This window comes from Streptomyces sp. NPDC048612, assembly GCF_043199295.1.
Lineage (GTDB): Bacteria > Actinomycetota > Actinomycetes > Streptomycetales > Streptomycetaceae > Streptomyces.
This window is the reverse complement of record NZ_JBICVV010000008.1, coordinates 267693-289727: the sequence shown is the minus strand read 5'-3', so window position 1 is coordinate 289727 and position 22035 is coordinate 267693. Positions and strand designations below refer to the sequence as shown.

At 73.1% G+C, this 22035-nt stretch carries 19 protein-coding genes; 15 read left to right on the top strand and 4 right to left on the bottom strand.

Features of this window, described 5'->3' with window-relative positions; all coding sequences use genetic code 11:
- Positions 1–55: 55 nt before the first annotated feature.
- Positions 56–562, top strand: coding sequence for a DinB family protein (locus tag ACGFN2_RS15610; RefSeq protein WP_393360565.1), 507 nt, complete (start codon positions 56–58; stop codon positions 560–562).
- A gap of 65 nt (positions 563–627) precedes the next feature.
- On the opposite strand, the gene ACGFN2_RS15605 is transcribed toward ACGFN2_RS15610, so the two are convergent.
- Positions 628–1590: a DMT family transporter gene (locus ACGFN2_RS15605; RefSeq protein WP_393360563.1), complete on the bottom strand. Its 963-nt coding sequence runs from the start codon at positions 1588–1590 to the stop codon at positions 628–630.
- Between the two features lie 74 nt (positions 1591–1664).
- Between ACGFN2_RS15605 and ACGFN2_RS15600 the strand changes: the two genes are divergently transcribed.
- Together ACGFN2_RS15600 and ACGFN2_RS15595 are read left to right on the top strand one after the other, a co-directional pair.
- Entirely contained in the window at positions 1665–2591 is a 927-nt protein-coding gene (locus tag ACGFN2_RS15600) for a LysR family transcriptional regulator (RefSeq protein ID WP_393360560.1), read from the top strand.
- 134 nt (positions 2592–2725) lie between these two features.
- Complete coding sequence (locus tag ACGFN2_RS15595) at positions 2726–3916, top strand: PP2C family protein-serine/threonine phosphatase (protein WP_362607299.1); 1191 nt, start codon at positions 2726–2728, stop codon at positions 3914–3916.
- Positions 3917–3969: 53 nt separating this feature from the next.
- Here ACGFN2_RS15595 and ACGFN2_RS15590 read toward each other — a convergent pair whose 3' ends face one another.
- Both ACGFN2_RS15590 and ACGFN2_RS15585 read right to left on the bottom strand, forming a co-directional pair.
- Complete coding sequence (locus tag ACGFN2_RS15590) at positions 3970–4503, bottom strand: hypothetical protein (protein WP_393360557.1); 534 nt, start codon at positions 4501–4503, stop codon at positions 3970–3972.
- A 46-nt stretch (positions 4504–4549) separates the two neighbouring features.
- Positions 4550–5641, bottom strand: coding sequence for a hypothetical protein (locus ACGFN2_RS15585; RefSeq protein ID WP_393360555.1), 1092 nt, complete (start codon positions 5639–5641; stop codon positions 4550–4552).
- A gap of 197 nt (positions 5642–5838) precedes the next feature.
- Between ACGFN2_RS15585 and ACGFN2_RS15580 the strand changes: the two genes are divergently transcribed.
- From ACGFN2_RS15580 to ACGFN2_RS15560, 5 genes are all read left to right on the top strand, one after another.
- The gene (locus tag ACGFN2_RS15580) at positions 5839–6651 is read left to right on the top strand and encodes a PTS sugar transporter subunit IIA (RefSeq protein ID WP_393360553.1); all 813 of its coding nucleotides are present in this window, start codon (positions 5839–5841) and stop codon (positions 6649–6651) included.
- A gap of 63 nt (positions 6652–6714) precedes the next feature.
- Positions 6715–8280, top strand: a complete 1566-nt coding sequence (locus ACGFN2_RS15575; RefSeq protein WP_393360550.1) for a PTS ascorbate transporter subunit IIC — start codon at positions 6715–6717, stop codon at positions 8278–8280.
- A gap of 155 nt (positions 8281–8435) precedes the next feature.
- Entirely contained in the window at positions 8436–9515 is a 1080-nt protein-coding gene (locus tag ACGFN2_RS15570) for an ATP-binding cassette domain-containing protein (RefSeq protein ID WP_393360548.1), read from the top strand.
- Entirely contained in the window at positions 9475–10338 is an 864-nt protein-coding gene (locus ACGFN2_RS15565; RefSeq protein WP_393360545.1) for an ABC transporter permease, read from the top strand. The genes ACGFN2_RS15570 and ACGFN2_RS15565 overlap by 41 nt, the downstream gene beginning before the upstream one ends.
- Before the next feature lie 163 nt (positions 10339–10501).
- Positions 10502–11581, top strand: a complete 1080-nt coding sequence (locus ACGFN2_RS15560) for a polyprenyl synthetase family protein (protein WP_393360543.1) — start codon at positions 10502–10504, stop codon at positions 11579–11581.
- 19 nt (positions 11582–11600) lie between these two features.
- Here the strand turns inward: ACGFN2_RS15560 and corA are convergent, their stop codons facing one another.
- Complete coding sequence (gene corA / locus ACGFN2_RS15555; protein ID WP_362607284.1) at positions 11601–12758, bottom strand: magnesium/cobalt transporter CorA; 1158 nt, start codon at positions 12756–12758, stop codon at positions 11601–11603.
- 221 nt (positions 12759–12979) lie between these two features.
- Between corA and ACGFN2_RS15550 the strand changes: the two genes are divergently transcribed.
- The 7 genes from ACGFN2_RS15550 (at position 12980) to ACGFN2_RS15520 (ending at position 21974) form a co-directional block, all read left to right on the top strand.
- On the top strand, positions 12980–13369 hold the full coding sequence (locus tag ACGFN2_RS15550) for a cell division protein SepF (RefSeq protein WP_362607282.1): 390 nt from the start codon (positions 12980–12982) through the stop codon (positions 13367–13369).
- A 55-nt stretch (positions 13370–13424) separates the two neighbouring features.
- Entirely contained in the window at positions 13425–14849 is a 1425-nt protein-coding gene (locus ACGFN2_RS15545) for a biotin transporter BioY (protein ID WP_393360541.1), read from the top strand.
- Positions 14846–15205: a nucleotide pyrophosphohydrolase gene (locus tag ACGFN2_RS15540; protein ID WP_393360539.1), complete on the top strand. Its 360-nt coding sequence runs from the start codon at positions 14846–14848 to the stop codon at positions 15203–15205. Before ACGFN2_RS15545 ends, ACGFN2_RS15540 begins: the two co-directional genes overlap by 4 nt.
- Positions 15206–15678: 473 nt before the next feature.
- The gene (locus ACGFN2_RS15535; RefSeq protein WP_362607276.1) at positions 15679–16134 is read left to right on the top strand and encodes a DUF6099 family protein; all 456 of its coding nucleotides are present in this window, start codon (positions 15679–15681) and stop codon (positions 16132–16134) included.
- Positions 16135–16684: 550 nt separating this feature from the next.
- Positions 16685–17608: an LLM class F420-dependent oxidoreductase gene (locus ACGFN2_RS15530; protein ID WP_362607275.1), complete on the top strand. Its 924-nt coding sequence runs from the start codon at positions 16685–16687 to the stop codon at positions 17606–17608.
- Between the two features lie 62 nt (positions 17609–17670).
- The gene (locus ACGFN2_RS15525; protein WP_393360536.1) at positions 17671–19218 is read left to right on the top strand and encodes a 3' terminal RNA ribose 2'-O-methyltransferase Hen1; all 1548 of its coding nucleotides are present in this window, start codon (positions 17671–17673) and stop codon (positions 19216–19218) included.
- On the top strand, positions 19215–21974 hold the full coding sequence (locus tag ACGFN2_RS15520) for a polynucleotide kinase-phosphatase (RefSeq protein WP_393360534.1): 2760 nt from the start codon (positions 19215–19217) through the stop codon (positions 21972–21974). Before ACGFN2_RS15525 ends, ACGFN2_RS15520 begins: the two co-directional genes overlap by 4 nt.
- Positions 21975–22035 lie beyond the last annotated feature (61 nt).

Sequence of the window (22035 nt, the reverse complement as noted above, 5' to 3'; positions counted from 1 at the left end):
TCGGCCCTGCCGCAATTCGGGTGTGGCCCGCCGGCCGTAGGGCTACCGTGGCCCGGTGACCACCACTCCCGCGCACCGCGACACCGGTCCTCCCGGCGTCGAGTCCGATGAGAAGTCCACGCTGCTGGCGTTCCTGAACTATGTGCGGGACGGGGTGGCGGCGAAGGCGGAGGGGCTCGCGGACGCGCGGGGGCGGGTGCCGGGGGTGCCGTCGGGGACCAGCGTCCTCGGGCTGGTCAAGCATCTGACCGCGGCGGAGGTCTACTGGTTCGAGTGGGCCTTCGAGGGCTCCGGCACCGCGCCTCCGGACCAGAGCATGGAGCTTGCCGAGGAGGACGGCGCCGAGGGTCTCCTCGCCGCCTATCGTGCCGCGATCGGGCGGTCCAACGAGATCATCGCGCGCTGTGACGATCTGCGCCGCCCGTGTGCGCGGGCCGCGGGGAAGGCCGGTGCGCTGCGGTCGATGCGGTGGGTCCTGGTGCACATGATCGAGGAGACCGCCCGGCACGCGGGCCATGCCGACATCCTCCGTGAGCAGGCCGACGGCTCCGTGGGGAGATGACGGTGGCGGCGGCGCGGGGTGGCGGGCCGCGCGGATGATCCCGATCCGCCTGCCGCGCGGATGACTCAACCCGCCCGTGGGGAGCGCACTTTCGGCCCCGTCCCCCGGGCGGCGCGGCTCTGGTACCAGACCGCGGCGACCACCAGGGCGCAGCCGCCGGTCTGGGTCGGGGTCGGGTGTTCGCCGATGGTGAGGCCCAGGGCGAAGGCCAGTACCGGCTGCAGGAGCAGCAGCGCGGCGCCGGTGTGCGGCGCCAGCCGGGGCAGGGCGGTGGTGATCAGGAGCCAGGCCAGGACCTGGCCCACCAGGGACAGGGCGAGCAGCCAACCCCACGCGGGCCAGCCCGGGTCGAGGTCGATGCCCGTCCACAGGCCGCCCAGTACGGCCGCCGCCACGGCGGCCGCCGCGGTCGAGGAGCACACCGGCGAGACGGTGTGCTCCCGGCCCCCGCCGAGCCGCATCAGGAACAGATACCCCGCATACGTCACGCCCGCCACCGCCCCGAACGTCACGCCGGCGACCGGGTCGCTGCCCGGCGCCGGACGCCCGAGCGCGCCGCTCGCCAGCGCGACACCCGTCAGCATCAGCGGGGCCAGCAGTACGAAGCGCCCGGAGAGCCGGGTGCCCGACACCAGCCGTGCGAGCAGCGGGAAGACCACGACCTGGAGGTTCAGCAGCACCGTGGCGACCGAGGCGCCGACGGTTCCCACCGCGGCCGCCCAGAACACCATGTCGACGCCGAGCAGCACCCCGGCCCCGAGGTCCATCGCGCGGTAGCGCAGCGGCCGGGTGCCCACCCTGCGTTCCTCCCGTGCGGCGAGCGGCACCAGGACGGACAGGGCGAGCGCGCAGCGCAGAAACGCCGCCGTCCCCGCGTTCGTCCCCGAAAGCTTCAGGAACACCGCCGAGGCCGAGATGCAGGCCGATCCGGCGATGACCGCCATCACCGGGCGGGCCGCGGCGCCGCCCGTCCGCCGTGCGCCGTTCGCGTCCGGGCCTGCGGACGACTGTTTCTCCTGCACCGTCATGAAGTCCACTGTGCCCGGCGGGATTCATGACAAAAAGCGTTGATTCGATGCCGGTAACCAGTAGCATCCGTAAGGTGTTTGGACTGGACAGGCTTCGTGCCCTCGCCGCGGTGGCCGCCCACGGTTCGATCGCCCAGGCTGCCCCTGCGCTGCACATGACCCCCTCAGGGGTGTCCCAGCAACTGGCCAAGCTGGAGCGCGAAGCCGGGCACGCCCTCCTGGAGCCGCACGGGCGCACCGTCCGCCTCACCCACGCCGGCCGGGTCCTGGCCGGCCACGCCGACCGGCTCCTCGCCCAACTCTCCGTCGCACAGAGCGACTTGGCGGACCTCGGGCACGAGGTGCTGGGCCCGCTGCGGATCGGCGGTGTGGGCAGCGCCGTCCGTACCCTGCTGCCCGACGCGCTGGCCGGCCTCACCGCCGACCACCCCCGGCTCACCCCGACCGTGGTCGACGGGGAGACCGTCGATCTGCTGCCCCGGCTGCTCCACGGCGAACTGGATCTGCTGCTGATCGAGAGCTGGGCCGACCGCCCGGTCCCCGCCCCCGCTGGCGTGACCCTGCGGACCCTGGTCAGGGAGGACGTCCGGGTCGCCCTGTCCGAGCGGCATCCGCTCGGCGACCGCGGGACCGTCGACCTGGCCGACCTGGCGGGCACGCCGTGGGCCTGCTGTCCCCCGGGCACCGCGCCCCATGAAGCCCTCGTCCAGGCCCTGCGCAGCCGTGGCGTCGAACCCGACATCCGCTATCTCCTCGCCGAGCACACCACCCAACTCGCCCTGGTCGCCCGGAATCTCGCCGCGGCCCTCGTCCCCGCGATGTCCGGCCGGCCGGCCCCGCCCGGCGTACGGTTCCTGGCCACCCGCCCCGCGCTGCGCCGCGAGATCCGGGCCGCCTGGCTCACCCGCGCCGAGAGCCCGCCCGTACGCGCCTGCGTCGCCGCCGTGGAGGCCCATCGGGAGGCCGCCGGAGAGGCCCGTCCGGAGAGGGAGGGCGGGTGACACCGGCCCGTCCCGGTACCCGGTGGCGAGATCCGTGCCCTGAGGGGCGGGACATGCCGCTGACGGCGTAATGACCGGGCCGGTCTGTTTGGCCGCGGCAGGCTGTGGCTTTTGATCACACGTCAGGAGCCCGTGTGGACGGATCGGGTGGGTGGAGCCGGGTATGGCCCGGACGGGACCGCGGGCACCCGGGCGGCCGGCTCGCGGAGGGCGTCGACAGCAGGGGGTTCGAAGTACCCCGGCCGCCCGCGTGGATGCGCTGGCTGCCGGTCGCCTATGTGGTGTTCGTCCTGCTGCTGGAGACCGTCACCCCCACGCCGTGGGCGGTGAGCTTCCTGCTCATCGCCCTGCCGGTGATCGCCGCCTACAGTCTCGGTCCGGTCCTGGTCGCGGTGGCCACGGTGTTCGCGGTCGCCCTGGAGGGGGTGCTGGCCGGGACGCCGTGCTGCACCGGCCACAACGTCCATGCGCTGTGGGAGAACCACCATGTCGCCGCGTATGTCGCCACCGGTCTGGTCGGTGTGCTCGGGGTGGCGCTGGCCGCCCACCGGCGGCGCCAGGAGCGGCACCTGGTGCGGGCCCACTCGGTCGCCGAAGCGCTGATGCGGACCCTGCTGCGGCCGGTGCCGCACCGGGCAGGTCACCTTCTCGCGGCCGGGCTGTACCGGTCCGGCGAGGTCGGCACCATGGTCGGCGGCGACCTCTACGACATCCGGGCCACCGCGTCCGGTGAGCGTGCCGTCATCGGCGACGTCCGCGGCAAGGGGCTCCAGGCCGTCCGCACGGTCGCCGACATCCTCGGCAGCTTCCGTGAGGCGGTCCACCTCCCCGGGGACCTGCCGGCCGTGGCGGCCCGTATGGAACGGCGGATGGCCCGTGAGGCCGAAGAGCTGCCGGACGACGAGCTGTTCGTCACCGCCGTCCTGGTCGAGTACGACGCCGCCGCACACCGTGTGACGATCATCAACCACGGGCACATCGAGCCGGTCCTGATCTCCCGCGGCGAGGTGACGCCGCTCGTCGGGCCGCCCGCCCTCCCGCTCGGCCTGGGGGCCCTGGCCGACGAGGAACCCGTCGCCTACACCCACTCCTTCACCCGCGGTGATGTCCTTCTCCTGTGCACCGACGGCCTGATCGAGGCCCGCGACCACAATGGCGCCTTCTACCCTCTCCTCGACCGGCTCCGGCACCGCTTCGCCGACCGGGCCGCCCCCGGGCCCGCCGATGTCATCGACTTCCTCAACACCGATCTGCCCCGCCACACCCGGGTCTTCCACGACGATGTCGCTCTGCTCGCTCTGGCGCCCGACGACGACGGCGCCTAGGCGAGGATAGGCGTGCGCGGGCCGGGCGTCCGGCCTGATGCCCTCCGCGGGGTTCAGTCCTGCTGATGGGCGTCCCGCGCCGCGTCCACGAACTCCTCCAGGGCGCGCCAGAAGGGGCGGTAGGCGGCGTCGAAGGCCTCGTGGCCCTCGGGGTCGCCGGTCAGGTCGGCGCGGAGGGCGGCGTAGAAGGGGCGGGTCGCCTTCTGGAGGGCGAGGGCCGGTGCGGCCGCAGAGGGCGGGCCCTCCAGCTCGACGACCCGGGCGCAGCGCCGGATCTTCGCGTACTCGGCGACCTCCCGGTCCTGGAGCGTGCCCAGTGCGGAGGTCCGGGCCTCGGAGCGGGGGAGCCGCAGCACGCTGGAGATCTCCCAGAACAACTCGCCCATCCGGTGGGTCTGTTCGATCAGGTCCAGATAGGCGGTGCGGCGGCTCTCCCGGAGCCGCTCGGCACGCTGCGAGCGCGCGGCGATCTCCGCCTGCACCCTGGCGGCCCGGGTGCTGCCGCGGCTGGTGACCCAACTGGCGAGCACCGCCGTGCCACCGGTCACCGCCGCGATCGCCAGAGTCCATACCGTGCTGTCGCCCACGCGGCGCCACATTACCGAGCGGCTCCGGCGCACCGGCGGCCGCCTACTAGGACGGGAACTCGCCGGGCGGCACCGTGCTCGTGGAGGCGTTGCCGCCGACCACCTTGTTCAGGGTGAAGGTCAGCACCGTGTACTGGGTCCCGCCGGTCACCCGCACCGTCCGGAAGTTCGCCCTGTCGTCGAACTTCTCGAAGCTGCAGCCGCGGGTGAAGGAGTCCTTCGCGCCGTTCCAGTCCTCACCGGTGGTGAAGTACACCGTGTACGACCCGCTGTTGACGCTGCGGACGGTCGCCTTCGAGCCCTTGCGGACGTACACGGAGAACGCCGTCCGGCCGCCGCGGGTCAGCGTCACCACCGCGTCGGAGCTGGTGCCGTTGTTCACGGTCAGCCGGCCCAGGCCGCCCCGGCTGCCGTCGCGCACGAAGGCGCCGTTCGCCAGCCGCCGGTGCTTGGCCCGCTCCGTACGCGGCATCCGCAGCGAGGCGTCGTAGCCGAGGGCCTTGAGCGCGCGGGTGGCTTCCCTGACGCTCTGCGGGCCATGGGCCGTGTCGAGTTCGACCCGGGGTGAGGTGGCGCAGCGGCCGCCGCTGCCGCGGGCGCTGCGCAGATCCTGGCCCAAGGCCCGCAGGGCGGTGGCGAGTTGGCTGTTGCCCGCGATCGCGTTGTCCGGTGTGGCGGCCGACTGGAGTGCGTCGGCGGCGGTCTCGGCCCTGGTCGCGGCGGTGTCCAGCGCCCTGTTGAGCGCCCCGCCCTCAGGCGCCCCGTCGACCGTGCGCAGCGCGCCGTCGAGCGGGCCGAGGGCGCCGGTCAGCGCCTGGCGGTAGGTGGCCGGGTCGACGGTCGGTGTGGGGCTGGGAGAGGGCGCCGCACCGGCCGCTGCGCTGCTGGAGCCGCCCGCCGGATCACCGCTCGCCCGGCCCGAAGAACAGGCCGCCAGCGGCAGCGTCAGGGCGAGGGCCACCGCCCCGAGCGCGGCGGCCCGTCCCGTCCCGCGCGCCGCCCGTAACCGCGCTGTCCGGCGGGTGGCGGCTCCGGCGCGGAGCCGCACGGGCCCCGATGCCCTGTCGGCGTCCGGCGACTTCCCGTCCGTGTCCGCCAATGCCCCCGCCGTGGTGTGCGCAGGCGTGTGCTTCACCATGAGTCCCCCGATTCCCCCGGTATCCCCCGACATCCGGCAACCGCCGGAAGAAACAGGCTTCTCCGCCCACAAGTGACTGTCAAGGCCGTTGTGGATAACGGCAGTTGCGCGGGGAGCGCGGCGGCGCGGGGATCTCCCGGAATTCGTTGTTCCGCACCGGTGTGCCGATCACCTGCGGATATGTAGAGTCCCCTGCCATGGCAGCGCTGAGTGATCTTCTCCCCGTGGCGGCCGTACGTCTCGACGTCCCTGCGGCGGACTGGCGGGAGGCGGTACGGACGGCGGGCGGGCTCCTGGTGGAGACGGGTGCCGCCACCGGCACCTACACCGCGGAGATGATCCGCAACGCCGAGGAGAACGGGCCGTACTTCGTCATCGCGCCCGGCTTCGCCCTCGCCCACGCCCGCCCCTCGCCCGCCGTGCTCCGCACCGGGCTGTCGTGGGTCCGTCTGGAAGCGCCGGTGGAGTTCGGCCACGAGGCGCATGACCCGGTGCAGCTCGTGGTGGCACTGGCCGCAGCGGACTCCGGGGCGCACACGGCGGCGATGGCGGCCCTCGCGAAGCTGCTCGCCGATCCGGCCACGGAGCGGGCCCTGCGGGAGGCGGCCGACCCGGAGGCGCTGCACGCGGTGCTCGCGGGCGCGGCCGGGGAGCGCGGGGAGACGGGCGGGGAGCGCGGTGAGACGGCGGGGGAGCGCGGCGAGCGGCCGCCCGGCGGGCCGGCCGTCCACAAGATCCTCACGGTCTGCGGCAACGGCGTGGGCACCAGCCTCTTCCTCAAGAACACCCTGGAGCAGGTGCTCGACCGCTGGGGCTGGGCGCGCCATGTGACGGTGGAGGCGACCGACACCATCTCGGCCAAGGGCAAGGCCGCCGAGGCCGTCGCGATCCTCACCTCCCGGGAGATCGCCAGGACGCTGGGCGAGGTCGGCATACCGGTCACCGTCGTCGAGGACTTCACCAGCGCCGTCGAGACCGACCGCGCACTCCGCGCCACCTACGACGTCTGAGCGGCGGCGCCCGCCCCCGACACCCCACGCCCCATCCACCGAGCCGGGAGGACGGACACCACCATGGACTGGCTCATATCCCTGGCCACGTTTCTCGTGAACGAGATCCTCAGCCAACCCGCGTATCTGATCGGCCTGATCACGGCGGCCGGTCTGATCGCGCTGAGGAAGACCGCGGGCCAGGTCGTCGGCGGGGCCCTCAAGGCCACGCTGGGTTTTCTGCTGATCGGCGCCGGCGCGGGCCTGGTGGTCAGCTCCCTCGGCCCGCTGGGCGGCATGATCCAGGGCACGACCGGCGCCCACGGCGTGATTCCCACCAATGAGGCGATCGTCGGCATCGCCCAGGCGCAGTTCGGCGCCCGGGTCGCCTGGCTGATGATCCTCGGCTTCGCCGTCGCCCTGCTGCTGGCCCGTTTCACCCCGCTGCGCTATGTCTTCCTGACCGGCCACCACATGCTGTTCATGGCGACCCTGCTGACGATGGTCCTGGCGACCTCCGGCCGGTCGGCGGTGAGCGTGGTGGTCGTCGGCGGGCTGCTGCTGGGTGTCCTCCTGGTGGCGCTGCCCGCCTTCGCGCACCCCTGGACCAAGCGCGTCACCGGCAACAACAGCATCGCCATCGGCCACTTCGGCACCGCCGGCTACGTCCTGGCGGGCGCCGCCGGACAACTCGTCGGCCGGCGCAGCCGCAGCACCGAGGACATGAAACTGCCCGAGGGCCTGCGCTTCCTGCGGGACTCGATGGTCGCCACGGCACTGTCCATGGTGCTGCTGTACGTCGTCATGTCGCTGGCCTATCTGGCCAGGGCGGGCCGGGCGACGGCGTTCAAGGCGTTCGCGTCCGACGGCGGCGGCAGCGCCGCGACCGGCCTCGGCGACTACGTCATGCAGTCCGTCATGCAGGGCCTCCAGTTCGGCATCGCCGTAGCGGTGATCCTCTTCGGCGTCCGGACGATCCTGGGCGAGCTCGTCCCGGCCTTCCAGGGCATCGCCGGCCGGCTCGTACCGGGCGCGGTGCCGTCGCTCGACGCCCCGATCGTCTTCCCGTACGCGCAGAACGCCGTGCTCATCGGCTTCCTCGCCAGCTTCCTCGGCGGCCTGGCCGGTCTCGCGCTGCTCACCTGGGTGGGCCATCCGGCGTTCGGTCTCGCGCTCGTCCTGCCGGGACTCGTACCGCACTTCTTCACGGGCGGCGCGGCCGGTGTCTACGGCAACGCCACCGGCGGCCGGCGCGGTGCGGTCGTCGGCGCCTTCCTGAACGGTGTGCTGATCACGCTCCTGCCCGCGCTGCTGATCGAGGTGCTCGGCGCGTTCGGCAAGGAGAACACCACCTTCGGCGACGCCGACTTCGGCTGGTTCGGCACCCTGATCGGCAACGCCGCCAAGGCGGGCGCCACCGGAGGCAGCATCGCGATACTGGCGATCGGTGCCGTCCTGCTCGGTGCCGCGATCCTCTTCCAGAAGCGCGTCGTGGACACCGGCTGGGACCCGGGCGCCCGCCGCGACGCCGTCCTGCCGCGCGCGACCCCCGCACAGGGCGGCACGGCCACGGCGGCGGGCCGGACCCACCCGAAGATCGCCCCACCACCGGGGGCGCCGGTTCCGCCGCCCCCTCCGGAGGAGGGCTGACCGGGGGGGCGTCCCCGGGTGGGCCGTTCGATACCCCGCCCAGCGCGTCCCGGTCCGCGGGTCCTCCCCGGACCTAAAATCGGAGCATGCCCGCAGGGAGTCCCGACCCGCCCGCCGAGGACGGGCCGGTGGCCGGCGGCTGATCCGGAGGGCACATGACCACCGACGACGAGGGTGGACGGGAACGGCCGACCGGCCCCGCGGGGCCGGACGAACGGCCCCCCTCCCCGGCCGCCCGCACTCCACACGCGCCCGGCCCGTACGCGGCCGCTCCCGGCCCGCAGCCGCCCGCACCCGACGCGGTGACCTGCCGTGCCCTGCGCTACTCCTTCGGCGAGACCAAGGCCGTGGACGGCGTCGACCTCGCCGTCCGGCCCGGCGAGGTCTTCGGCCTGCTCGGCCCGAACGGCGCGGGCAAGACCACCGCGATCCGCTGCATCACCACCCTGTTGCCCGTCCCGGCCGGCATGGTGCGCGTCTTCGGGCATGACGCGGCGAAGGAGCGGATGGCGGTGCGCCGGCTGCTCGGGTACGTCCCGCAGCAACTGTCCGCGGATGCCGGGCTGACCGGCCGGGAGAACGTCGCGCTGTTCGCCCGGGTCTTCGATGTCTCCCGCCGCGAGCGTGCCGCCCGCGTCGCCCAGGCGCTGGCGGCGGTCGGCCTCACCGACGCGGCCGGCCGGCTCGCCCAGACGTACTCCGGCGGCATGATCCGCCGTCTCGAACTCGCCCAGGCCCTGGTCAGCGCGCCCCGGCTGCTGATGCTCGACGAGCCGACGATCGGGCTCGACCCGATCGCCCGCACCAGCGTCTGGGAACACATCAACGCCGTACGGGCCGCCACCGGGATGACCGTCCTGGTGACCACGCACTACATGGACGAGGCCGACCAGTACTGCGACCGCCTCGCCCTGATGCACCAGGGCCGGATTCGCGCCCTCGGTACTCCCGAGGAGCTGCGGTCCGCCCTGCGCGCCCGCCGCGCCGCCCGTGCCGAGGCGGCCCCGCACCCGGCCCCGCACCCGGCGCCGGACACCCCGGGCACCGCCAACCCGGCCCCGCCCGCCAGTCCCTCCTCCTCTTCCTCTCCGTCGTCGGCCCCCTCGCGCCCGGAGGACGCCGCGCCGACCCTGGAGGACGTCTTCCGGGACGTCGCCGGCAGCGGCCTCGACGAGCAGTCAGGAGACTTCCGCGATGTCCGAAGCACCCGCCGCACCGCCCACCGGGTCGGCTGACCCCGCCACCGGCCCCGGCCGGCTGGACCTGCTGCTGGTACCGCCGCGCGCCCGCACCGGCTGGCGGGTGCCGGCCGCCCGGGTCGTCGCGATGTGCGTCGTCGAACTGCAGAAGCTGCGCCACGACCGCACCGAGCTGTACACCCGTGCCGTCCAGCCCGCCCTGTGGCTGCTGGTCTTCGGCGAGACCTTCACCCGTCTCAAGGCCATCCCGACCGGCGGCACCCCGTACATCGACTATCTGGCGCCCGGCATCATCGCCCAGTCCGCGATGTTCGTCGCGATCTTCTACGGCATCATGATCATCTGGGAGCGGGACGCCGGCATCCTCACCAAACTGCTGGTCACCCCCACCCCGCGGTCCGCGCTGATCGCCGGCAAGGCCTTCGCGGCCGGAGTGAAGGCGATCGTCCAGGCCGTGGTGGTGATCGTCATCGCCGCGCTGCTCGGGGTGGCCATGACCGGGAACCCCCTCCGGCTGCTCGCGGTCGCCGTCGCCGTGATCCTCGGCTCGGCGTTCTTCTCCTGTCTGTCCATGACGATCGCCGGAATCGTGCTCACCCGGGACCGTCTCATGGGCGTCGGCCAGGCCATCACCATGCCGCTCTCCTTCGCCTCCAACGCCCTCTACCCGGTGGCCATCATGCCCGCCTGGCTCCAGACGGTCAGCATGATGAACCCCCTCAGCTACCAGGTCGACGCCCTCCGCGGCCTCCTCCTGGGCACCCACGCCCATCTGGCCCTCGACTACACCGTCCTGGTGGTCGCCGCCGCCCTGGGCATCGCGGCCGCCGCTTCCCTGCTGGGGCGTCTGGCCCGTTGAGGGGGTGGGGTTTTCCGGATGCGTACGGGAGCGGGACCGGCGCCGAAGAAATCTCGCGAACTCGACAGACCTGTCCCGAGCACCAAGCGCTGTCGCCCCGTGGCAGGCGACGAGGAATACGGCCGGACGAGTACTTGGAGGCGAGCCTCATGAAGGTGGACCAGTGACCGCGAGAGAGGGAAGACCGGCAGGCGTACGGCCCGGCTCCTCCAGCCCCCAGAATTCCGCCGGACCTGATGCCTGGCGTCTCCTCAAAACTGCCCGGGAGCTGACCGAGCCGGAACTCCGCAAAGCGGTGGACCGCCTCGCCGAACCGGCCCGCTCGGTCGCCGGCTACCACTTCGGCTGGTCGGACGAGCGCGGCCGGCCGGCGAACGGGGCGGGTGGCAAGGGCGTACGCGCGGCCCTGGTACTGGCCGCGGCGCAGGCCCTCGGGGCGGCGGCCGAGGAGGCGGTGGCACCCGCCGCGGTGGTGGAACTCGTCCACAACTTCTCGGTCGTGCACGACGACCTCATGGACGGCGACCCCGTGCGCCGGGGCCGCCGTACGGCGTGGTCGCTGTTCGGCACCACACAGGCGATCCTGGCGGGCGACGCCCTCCTGGCCGTCGCCGTCGACACCCTCGCGCACCGTTTTCCCCAGCGGTGCCCCGAGGCCGTACAGGAGCTCTCCGGGGCCCTGCTCGCACTGGTCGCCGGCCAGGGCGCCGACCTCGTCTTCGAGGACCGGGCGGACGTGGGGCTGGACGAGTGCCTGGACATGGCGGCCGGCAAGACGGCGTCCCTGCTCGCCGCCTCCTGCGCGCTCGGCGCCCTCGCGGCTGGCGCCGGGGCGGAACAGGTGGACGCCCTGCGGGAGTTCGGCCGCCACCTCGGCCTCGCCTTCCAGCTCGTCGACGATCTGCTGGGTATCTGGGGCGACACCGCCGTCACCGGAAAGCCGGTCGGTTCGGACCTCCGGGCACGGAAGAAGAGCCTGCCCGTCGTCGCAGCCCTGCGCAGCGCCACCCCGGCCGGCGACCGGCTCGCCGGGCTCTACCACCGTACGGAGCCCCTGGACGACGCCGAGATCCGTACGGCCACCCGGCTGATCGAGGAGGCCGGTGGCAGGCGCTGGGCACAGGAGGAGGCCAAACGGCAGCGGACCGCGGCGCTCGGCCGACTGGCCGCCACCGAGGTCACTCCCTACGGCAGCCGCGCCCTCACCGCGCTCGCCGGACTGGTCACCCGCCGGGACCTCTGACCTCGCGCGGGGAGGTTGTTCACAGCCAGTCCCGCCGTTTGAAGATGAGGTACAGACTGGTGCAGACGACCGCCATCAGCACGATCGCGAAGGGGTAGCCGAATGCCCAGTGCAGCTCCGGCATCTGGTCGAAGTTCATGCCGTAGATGGTCCCGACCAGGGTGGGGGCGAAGAGGATCGCCGCCCAGGAGGAGATCTTCTTCACCTCCTCGTTCTGCTCGAAGCCGGCCTCGGCCAGCGCGCGCATCTCGGCGTTCTGCTGCTGGTTCACCAGGGTCGCGTTGACGGTGAGAATGTCCTGCAGGGCCTGCCGGAAGCTGTCCACACGGTCCGTGATGTGCAGGACGTGATCGGCCACATCGCGCAGATAGCGGCGCAGTTCCTCGTCGATGGCGTATTTCTCGAAGCCCGCTGTCAGGCCCTCCAGGATGCTGTTCAGCGGGCGGGTGGCGCGCTGGAACTCCACGACCTCGCGGGAGAGTTCATAGATGCGCCGGGAGACCCGGGGGTCGCCGCCGAAGACCTCGGTCTCGATCTCGTCGATGTCGTTCTGGACGCCGTCGACGACCGGCGCGTAGTCGTCGACGACCTCGTCGAGGATCGCGTAGAGCACGGCCTCGGGGCCGCGTTTGAGGAGTTCGGGGGTGTCCTCCATGCGCCGGCGGACGGCCGAGAGGTCGGGGGCGCCGCCGTGCCGCACGGTGATCACGAAGTCGCGGCCGACGAAGACGTGCAACTCGCCGAAGTCGACCTCCTCGGCGTCGTCGAGGTAGCGCGCGGCCCGCAGTACGACGAAGAGCGTGCCGCCGTAGCGCTCCAGCTTGGGCCGCTGGTGTGCCTCCAGGGCGTCTTCGATGGCGAGCGGGTGGAGGTCGAACTCCGAGGCCAGGGTGACGAGTTCGGCGGGGGTGGGGCGGTGCAGGCCGATCCAGGCGAGGGTGCCGGAGGCGGCGCGCTGCTGGCGGAAGGCGTCGGCGAGCGTGTCATGGGTGCTGACGCGGTGTCCCTCGCGGTAGAGGGCGGCGGTGATGACGCTGCTGCCGTTCCCGGCCGGCGGCTCCGGCGTGGCGGAGGCGTCCGTGGTCTCGGCGGGCGGGGGTCCGGCAGGCCGCTTCTTCGCGGGTTTGCGCAGGCCACGCAGGCCACGTGGCCGACGGCCGGGAGGCTCGGAGCTCACTGCGGAACGGACCTCCGTCACAAGCGGGGATGAAGAGGCACACAGAATCTCGACGCAGGATATCTGCCGAGGATGTCAGCACAGGTCAGCGGCCATGGTGCAGGATGGAAGCGGACGTGACGCGGCGTGTGTCGCGTCCGCCGGGCTTTGTATGTTTATCTCTAGAATCGTGCGATGCAGATACCGCAGACAGCGCGCGCTCCCCTGGGTGAGGTGATTCGGTGAACGGCCCCGATGCCACCGACGAGCAGTGGGAAGGGCTTGCCGAGGTCGTCCCGCTCCGCAGCAGCAGCGAATGGCCTTCCTGGCCCGACCACCGTGCCCTCCCCGAGGAGGAGCCGGCGGAGCAGATGCGGCGGTTCATCGTCATCCGCGTCCAGACCTTCGCGGACGCCCGCGAGGTCGCCGAGTACCTCATGGCGCAGATCCCCGTGCTGCTGGACCTCAGCAGCGCCGACTCCGATGTCGCCAAGCGCATCCTGGACTTCTCCAGCGGAGTCGTCTTCGGGCTCGGCAGCGGGATGCACCGCGTCGACACCAATGTCTTCCTGCTGGCCCCTGTGGGCACCGAGGTCGCGGAGACGGCACTGGGCGGCGTCCCCCGTTCGTAGGAAGAGCTGTTGGGCGTAACGGTTCTCCGGTCGGGGCGCTGCATAGCGTCCCGGCATGAATACCGACAACGTCCGGCCCGCGGTCACCGAATTACGGCTGTCCGCCTTCAAGATCCATCGTGGCGTCACCCTCCCGCTCACCCGGCTGACACTGCTGAGTGGCGAGAGCGGAAGCGGCAAGTCCAGTGCGCTGCAGGCGTACGAGATCCTCGCCCGGCTCGGCAGCGGGGAGTCGCTCGCCCGCGCCGTGCGGGAGGTGGCGGGCAGCCCGGCGGCGTGTGTGCCTGCGGGTGCGCGCCCCGACGAACAGGGGCGGCGGGGCTTTCGTATCGGCTGCACGGTCGACGGTCCGGCCGGTCCCGTCAGCCTCGACCTCGCCGTGCAGGCCGAGCCCGAACTCCGCATCGTCGGCGAGCGGTTGACCGGCGGCGGCGAGACCCTGCTGACCACCGCGCTCACCGACCCGGACCGCCCCACCGTCCAGGCGGCCTGGCACACCGCGGGTGCGACCCCGGTGACCCGCGCCCCGCTGCCCGACGACCGGCTCGGGACCTCACTGCTGCCGCTGCGCGTCGCCGGCAAGACGGCGGGCCAGCGGCTGGTGCTCGCCGCGGCCGAACAGGTCGTGGTGGCGCTGCGGTCGGCGTTCGTGTGCGACCCGCGGCCGGAGATCATGCGGGGAACGGGCACGGACGGGCCGGGGCGAACCGGGCCGGGCGGTGGACACGGTGCGGACGGTGCCGAGGGGGCGGGCCGCGGCGCCGGAGCGCGGCGGAGTGGCCGGGAAGCGGGCTCGCGCGGCGGGCCGGGGAAGCCGGCCGGGGCCGCCGGGGCCCGGGAGACACGGAAGCGCAAGGGGAACGGCGGCGGTGACGCGGGCGGCTGGGTCCGCGAGGCGGAGGGGGCGCGCGGCGAGGGACGGCTGCGGTCGTGCTGCGACAACCTGCCCGCGGTGCTGGAGCGTACGAGCCAGGAGTGCACGCGGCGGCACGCGGTGCTGGTCGCGGCGGTACGGGAGGCCTGTGCCGGGCCCGTCGAGGGGCTGCGCGCGGTGCCGCGGCAGGCGAGCGGCGGGGGAGCGGAGACCGTCGCCGCTGTGGTGGCCGGGCCGGTCGGCTCACCGGGGGCGCGGGCCGGGGCGGCGGTGCGCGCCGTCCTCGACCGGGGAGAGCTGGGTGAGCTGCCCGTCGAGCAGCTCGGCGACGGCGAGCTGCGGTTTCTCGCGCTGGCGCTGGTGCTGCTCACCGGGCCGGACGTGCTGGCCATGGACCCGGTCGGGGAGGTCCCGTCCGCGCATCAGCAGATGACGGTGGTGGCGGACGGCATGGACCGCTGTATGGACCCCAGGCAGGCGCGCGAGCTGGTGTCGCTCGCCCTGCGGATGACCGAGCGCGGGCATGTGCGGCTGCTGGGGACGGTGCGGGACCCCTCGGCCGCCGAAGGGCTGCCCGGCGTACAGGTGCTACACCTAGGGGTATGAGCGAGGATCTTCATGCGCTGCAGCGACGCCTGGCCGAGTTCGCGGCCGCGCGGGACTGGCAGCAGTACCACACGCCCAAGAACCTGGCCGCGGCGCTCAGTGTCGAGGCAGCCGAACTCGTCGAGATCTTCCAGTGGTTGACGCCGGAGGAGTCGGCGAAGGTCATGGCGAACCCGGGGAAGGCCGCCCGAGTCGAGGACGAGGTCGCCGACGTGCTGGCGTATCTGCTGCAGTTCTGCGAGGCGCTGGGGATCGACGCACTGACGGCGCTCGCCGCGAAGATCGAGCGCAATGAGACGCGGTTCCCGGCAGTCCGCTCGGCCCGGCCGGACCGGCCGCGGGAGGGCGAGGAATAGGGAACGGGCGCGGGCGGAGGGCGCCAGGGGATAGGGGGCAGGGGCGGGGCCGGCGGGGTGTGCGTGCCGGTCCCGCCCCTGTCGTTGCGGTTCGCGGTGCTCGGCGGACCGTGCGGCTGGCCTTCGCCGGGCTCGGCTTTCCCCCCCCGGCTCGGCTTCGCTCCGGCTCGGCTTCGCTCCGGCTCGGCTTCGCCCGGCTCGTTCGGCGTGGGCGACTCGTACTTCACCGGCGCCGCTTCGGGGGTTTCACGTGGCATGTGCCCGTCGTGTGAGGCGTGGGGGTGCTGGGACGGGAGGGGAGGGAGCGGGGCCGTAGCCGTGGCTTGTCACTCTCCGGAGTGGTGGATCTTTCCACACCGCCTTGCTTGTCCACAGATTTGCGAATTCCCCTGGCTTTTTTGGGTGTTCACCTTCACTCTGGGTAGTGAGAAGGGTGCAGGGTGCATGCGAATGGAGAGGAAAGGAGGGAGCGAATGGACGCGGTGCGGATCATCGCGGCAAGCCGGCGCGGTCTGGCGGAGGCGAACACGGTGCAGGGAGTGATCGTCGAGGCATGGCAGGCGCAGGCCCTGGCGGAGGCGGTCGGCAGCCATCTCGCGATATTCGGGCCGTACGAAGTGCGGTCCAGGGCCCAGGGGCTGGGCGACGCGGGCGGGCGGTTCAGCGGGGGACTGCTGTGCCCGGCGTCGGTCACCGGCGGGCTGCGGGCGGCTCAGCTGTCCGAAGTGCGCGATGCCAAGGCGGCGTTGACCGGCCTGTGCCGGCTGCTGAGAGAGGTGTGCGAGGCGCTGGTGGCCGTGGTGCTGCTGGCGGACGAGGACGGGATGTACTGGACGTGCGTCGAGGCGATGGACACGGTCGATGAGTCGAGAGACCGCGTGGCCGGAATACTGGAGAAGCTGGAGGTGCGCGACCGGAATCCCGCCTGAGCGGAACCCCGCCGAACCGACCGCGGCCACGCGGCTTCCACGCCCCGAGCGGTAACGCACCGACCGCGGGCCGAGAGCGCTCGTGCCCAGCACCCCGACACCCGCGAAACCCCGGACACCCCGACGGCACGGCCGAGCCGTCGCGGACGCCGCTGTCGCGGACGCCCCTGGGGATGCCACTGCTGATCCACCCTGCCCCGCACGACCTGACGGCCCAGCGCGCGCCGCGCGCCCCTGCCCCGCCTATGGCCCTGGCTGTCCACCCTCTGCACTGCCTCGGCCCGCACGCCGCTCATGCCACCTGCGCCCCATCGCATCTCTATGCGGCCCCCACCAACACCACCGTCAACGGCCATCACCAACTACGCCCCGCATGCCGCCCCAGCTCCCGCCCGCCGCAAGCCCGAACGGCCCACCCAAAACACCCCGACTACCCCGACCACCCCGCCCGCCCCGATGCTCAGCCCCGCATACGCACCCCCACCGACAGCCCGCTGAACTGCGCCGCTCTCCGGCGGTTGGGGGGTCGTCCGGAGTGCAGGATGGAGGTATGGACCTACGAATCTTCACCGAGCCCCAGCAGGGGGCGTCCTACGAGACTCTGCTGAAGGTCGCCAAGGCCACCGAGGATCTTGGATTCGACGCGTTCTTCCGGTCGGACCACTATCTGCGGATGGGGCAGGCCGACGGGCTGCCGGGCCCGACCGATGCCTGGATCACGCTGGCCGGCCTCGCGCGGGAGACCCGGCGCATCCGTCTCGGGACGCTGATGACGGCAGGCACCTTCCGGCTGCCGGGTGTGCTGGCCATCCAGGTGGCCCAGGTCGACCAGATGTCCGGTGGCCGGGTCGAACTGGGCCTCGGGGCGGGCTGGTTCGAGGAGGAGCACAAGGCGTACGGCATTCCGTTCCCCAAGGAGAAGTTCGCGCGGCTGGAGGAGCAGCTGGCGATCGTCACCGGCCTCTGGGCCACCGGCACAGGAGAGGAGTTCAGCTACGACGGGACCTACTACCGGCTGGAGAATTCGCCCGCGCTTCCCAAGCCCGCCCAGGGCAAGGTGCCGGTGCTGGTCGGCGGACACGGTGCGACGCGTACGCCACGGCTGGCGGCGCAGTACGCCGATGAGTTCAACATCCCCTTCGCCTCGCTCGAAGACAGTGAGCGCCAGTTCGGACGGGTGCGGGCGGCCGCCGAGGCCGCCGGGCGGAAGGGCGACGAGCTGGTGTACTCCAACGCCCTGGTGGTCTGCGTGGGGAGGAACGACGCCGAGGTGGCGCGACGGGCCGCGGCCATCGGGCGCGACGTGGATGAACTGAAGGCCAACGGCCTGGCGGGCTCGCCCGCCGAGGTGGTCGACAAGATCGGCCGCTATGCCGCGATCGGCGCGTCCCGTGTCTACCTGCAGATGCTGGACCTGGACGATCTGGACCACCTTGAGCTGATCTCGGCGCAGGTGCAGTCGCAGATGGGCTGAGGCCGGCGGCGCTGCCGGAAATCCGGTGGGGATCGGGCGGCCGTGCGGCAATACTCGGACGCGTGTTCCTGACGATAACCACCACCGGCAGCGCCGAACGTCCCGCGACCGACCTCGGATTCCTGCTGCACAAGCATCCCGACAAGGCGCAGCAGTTCTCGACGTCGCACGGCACCGCGCATGTCCTCTACCCGGAGGCCGACGCGCAACGGTGTACGGCCGCGCTGCTGCTGGAGGTCGACCCGATCGCCCTCGTCCGCCGCAGCCGCGGCAAGGGCCGTGGCGGCACTCCGGATTCGGCGCTCGGGCAGTATGTGAACGACCGGCCGTACGCGGCCTCCTCGCTGCTGGCGGTGGCGCTGCGGAGCGTCTTCGCGAGCGCGATGAAGGGGCAGTGCACGGCCCGCCCCGAGCTGGTGGAGCGGGCGATGCCGCTGCGTATCGAGGTGCCGGTGCTGCCCGCCCGGGGCGGCCCGGAGCTGGTGGAGAAGCTGTTCCGGCCGCTGGGCTGGACGGTGCGGGCCGAGTCGGTGGCGCTGGACGCGACGTTCCCGGAGTGGGGCGACTCGCGCTACGTCCGGCTCGTCCTGGAAGGGGAGCGGTCGGTCGCCGAGGCGCTGCGGCATCTGTATGTGCTGCTGCCGGTGCTGGATGACGCCAAGCACTACTGGGTCGCGCCCGATGAGGTCGACAAGCTGCTGCGGGCGGGCGAGGGCTGGCTGGAGGGCCACCCGGAGCAGCGGGTGATCGTCGGCCGCTATCTCGCGCGGCGCTGGTCGCTGACCCGCCGGGCCATGGAGCGGCTGGAGTTGGAACGGCTCGCCGAGTCGGACGACGTGGCCGCCGAGGAGCTGGACAACGCGGTGGACGAGGAGGCGGACACCGAGGAGCGGCCGGTGCCGCTCGCCGAGCGGCGGCGGGAGGCGATCCTCGCGGCGCTGCGCTCGGCAGGGGCGGCGCGGGTGCTCGACCTGGGCTGCGGGCAGGGCCAGTTGATCGGTGCGCTGCTCAAGGAGGGGCGGTTCACCGAGGTCGTCGGCGTGGATGTGTCGATGCGGGCGCTGCACGAGGCGCGGCGCAGGCTGCGGCTGGACCGGATGCCCGAGCGCCAGGCGGACCGCGTACGGCTCGTCCAGGGATCGCTGGCATACACCGACAGCCGGCTGACGGGGTATGACGCGGCGGTGCTCAGCGAGGTCGTCGAGCATGTCGATCCGGTGCGGCTGCCGGCGCTGGAGTACGCGGTGTTCGGGTCGGCCAGGCCGCGCACGGTCGTGGTGACGACACCGAACGTCGAGTACAACGTGCGCTGGGAGTCGCTGCCGGCCGGCCAGGTGCGGCATGCGGACCACCGCTTCGAGTGGACCCGGGAGGAGTTCCGGCAGTGGGCGCGCGCGGTGGCCGCCCGGCACGGCTACGAGGTGGACTTCGGCCCGGTGGGCCCGGACGACCCCGAGGTCGGCCCGCCCACCCAGCTCGCGCACTTCCGCAGGCTCGGCGACGAGAGCGGTGGTCCCCGGGACGGCGGCCGGGGAAGCGGGGAAACCGGAGAGGACAACAGCGCGGCGGACAGCGGCGCTTCGAGGAGCGGGAAGGAGGCCGTGGCATGACGGACGACGACCGTACGGAGAACGGCCGGAGGAGCCGGCAGGCGCAGCAGGACCGGCCGGAGGGCGGTGCCCGTCAGGAGGACGGGGAGCGGTCCGTGGCCGGGCCGGCCGCGCGTACCCTCGCCGTGCCCGATCTCTCGCTCGTGGTGCTGATCGGCGCCACCGGCTCCGGCAAGTCCACCTTCGCCGCCCGGCACTTCCGGCCGACCGAGGTGCTCTCCTCCGACGTCTGCCGCGGGCTGGTCAGCGACGACGAGAACGACCAGAGCGCCAGCGGTGACGCCTTCGACGTCCTGCACTACATCGCGGGCAAACGGCTGGCCGCCGGGCGGCTGACGGTCGTGGACGCCACCAATGTGCAGTCCGAGGCGCGCACCCAGCTGGTGCGGCTGGCGCGGGAGCACGACGTCCTGCCGGTGGCGATCGTGCTGGACATGCCCGAGCAGGTCTGCGCCGCCCGCAACGCCGCGCGCGCCGACCGGGTCGGGCTGCCCCGCCGGGTCATCCAGCGCCACCAGCGTGAACTCCGCCGTTCCCTGCGCCACTTGGAGCGGGAGGGATTCCGCAAGGTGCATGTGCTGCGGGGCCCGGAGGAGGCGGAGGCCGCCGAGATCGTCACCGAGCGGCGGTTCAACGACCTGCGCCATCTCACCGGCCCGTTCGACATCGTCGGCGACATCCACGGCTGCCGTTCCGAGCTGGAGACCCTGCTCGGCAAGCTGGGCTACGCGCTGGTCCGCGACGAGCGCGGCCGGCCGGTGGACGCGGTGCACCCGGAGGGCCGTACGGCGGTCTTCGTCGGCGACCTCGTCGACCGCGGGCCGGACAGCCCCGGAGTGCTGCGGCTGGTGATGGGCATGGTCGGGGCCGGGCACGCGCTGTGCGTGCCGGGCAACCACGAGAACAAGCTCGGCCGCTACCTCAAGGGCCGCAAGGTCCAGCACACCCATGGGCTCGCCGAGACCGTGGAGCAGCTGGAGAAGGAGGACGCCGCGTTCCGCACCGAGGTCGGGGAGTTCCTCCGCGGCCTGGTCAGCCACTACGTCCTGGACGGCGGCGGTCTCGTGGTGTGCCACGCCGGGCTGCCGGAGAAGTACCACGGCCGGACGTCGGGACGGGTGCGCTCCTTCGCGCTGTACGGCGACACGACCGGTGAGACCGACGAGTTCGGCCTGCCGGTGCGCTACCCCTGGGCCGAGGACTACCGCGGCCGCGCCGCCGTCGTCTACGGCCACACCCCCACCCCGCGCGCCAACTGGCTCAACAACACCCTCTGCCTGGACACCGGCTGTGTCTTCGGCGGCGCGATGACCGCGCTGCGCTGGCCCGAGCGCGAGCTGGTGGACGTCCCGGCGGAGCGGGTCTGGTACGAGCCCACGAAGCCGCTCGCGACGGAGGCGCCCGGCGGGGCGGACGGCCGCCCGCTCGACCTGAACGATGTGACCGGGCGGCGGATCGTGGAGACCCGCTCCATGGGCCGGCTCGCCGTCAAGGAGGAGAACGCCGCGGCCGCGCTGGAGGTGATGAGCCGCTTCGCGATCGACCCGCGGCTGCTGCCGTACCTCCCGCCGACCATGGCGCCCTGCGCGACCTCGTCGGAGGAGGGGTATCTGGAGCACCCCGCGGAGGCGTTCGCCGGCTACCGGGCCGACGGGGTGCGGGAAGTGGTGTGCGAGGAGAAGCACATGGGGTCCCGCGCCGTGGCCCTGGTGTGCCGCGACGAGAGCGTGGCCGGGGAGCTCTTCGGCGTGCCGAAGGGGGTGTCGGGCGCCCTGTACACCCGTACGGGCCGGCCGTTCTTCGACGACCCGGAGGCGACCGAACGGATTCTGCGGCGGGTCAGGGACTGCGCCGAGGAGGCCGGTCTGTGGGACGGGCTGGAGACCGACTGGCTGCTGCTGGACGCCGAGCTGATGCCCTGGTCCCTGAAGGCGACGGGGCTGCTGCGCCGGCAGTACGCGGCGGTGGGCGCGGCGTCCGGGGCGGCGTTCCCCGGTGTGCTCGGCGCGCTGGAGGCGGCGGCCGCCCGCGGCGTCGAGGTGTCGCCGCTGCTCGACCGGCAGCGGGACCGGGCGGCGGACGCGGCCGCGTTCACGGAGGCGTACCGGCGCTACTGCTGGCGCGTGGGGGCGGGGACGGCGGACGGCGAGGGACCGCAGGAGCCGGACGGCGCCGGGCTCGGCGCGCTGGACGGCATCCGGCTCGCGCCGTTCCAGATCCTCGCGGTGCGGGGCCGCAGCCTCGCCGGGCTGCCGCACACCGACCAGCTCGCCCTGCTGGACCGGCTGATCGCGGCCGAGAGCGCGGTGGCGGCCCGGGACGGCGGCGCCCCGGACCGCCCGGGGCTGCTCGCCACGACCCGGCGGCTCCTCGTCGACACCGAGGACGAGTCCTCGGTCGCGGCCGGTGTCGCCTGGTGGCAGGAGCTGACCGCGGACGGCGGCGAGGGCATGGTGGTCAAGCCGGTGCAGCCGCTGCTCCGGCAGGCCGACGGGCGGCTCGTCCAGCCGGGCATCAAGTGCCGTGGCCGCGAGTACCTGCGGATCATCTACGGGCCGGAGTACACCCGCCCGGAGAACCTCCGGCGGCTGCGCGTCCGTCACCTGGGGCACAAGCGCTCGCTGGCCCTGCGGGAGTACGCGCTCGGCCTGGAGGCGCTCGACCGGATGGCGGACGGCGAACCGCTGTGGCGGGTCCACGAGGCGGTCTTCGCGGTGCTCGCGCTGGAGTCGGAGCCGGTGGACCCGCGGCTGTAGAACGGGCCGGGAGGGGAGGGACGTCCCTGGGGAGAGGACGGACCGTCGCTCCCCTCCCGGC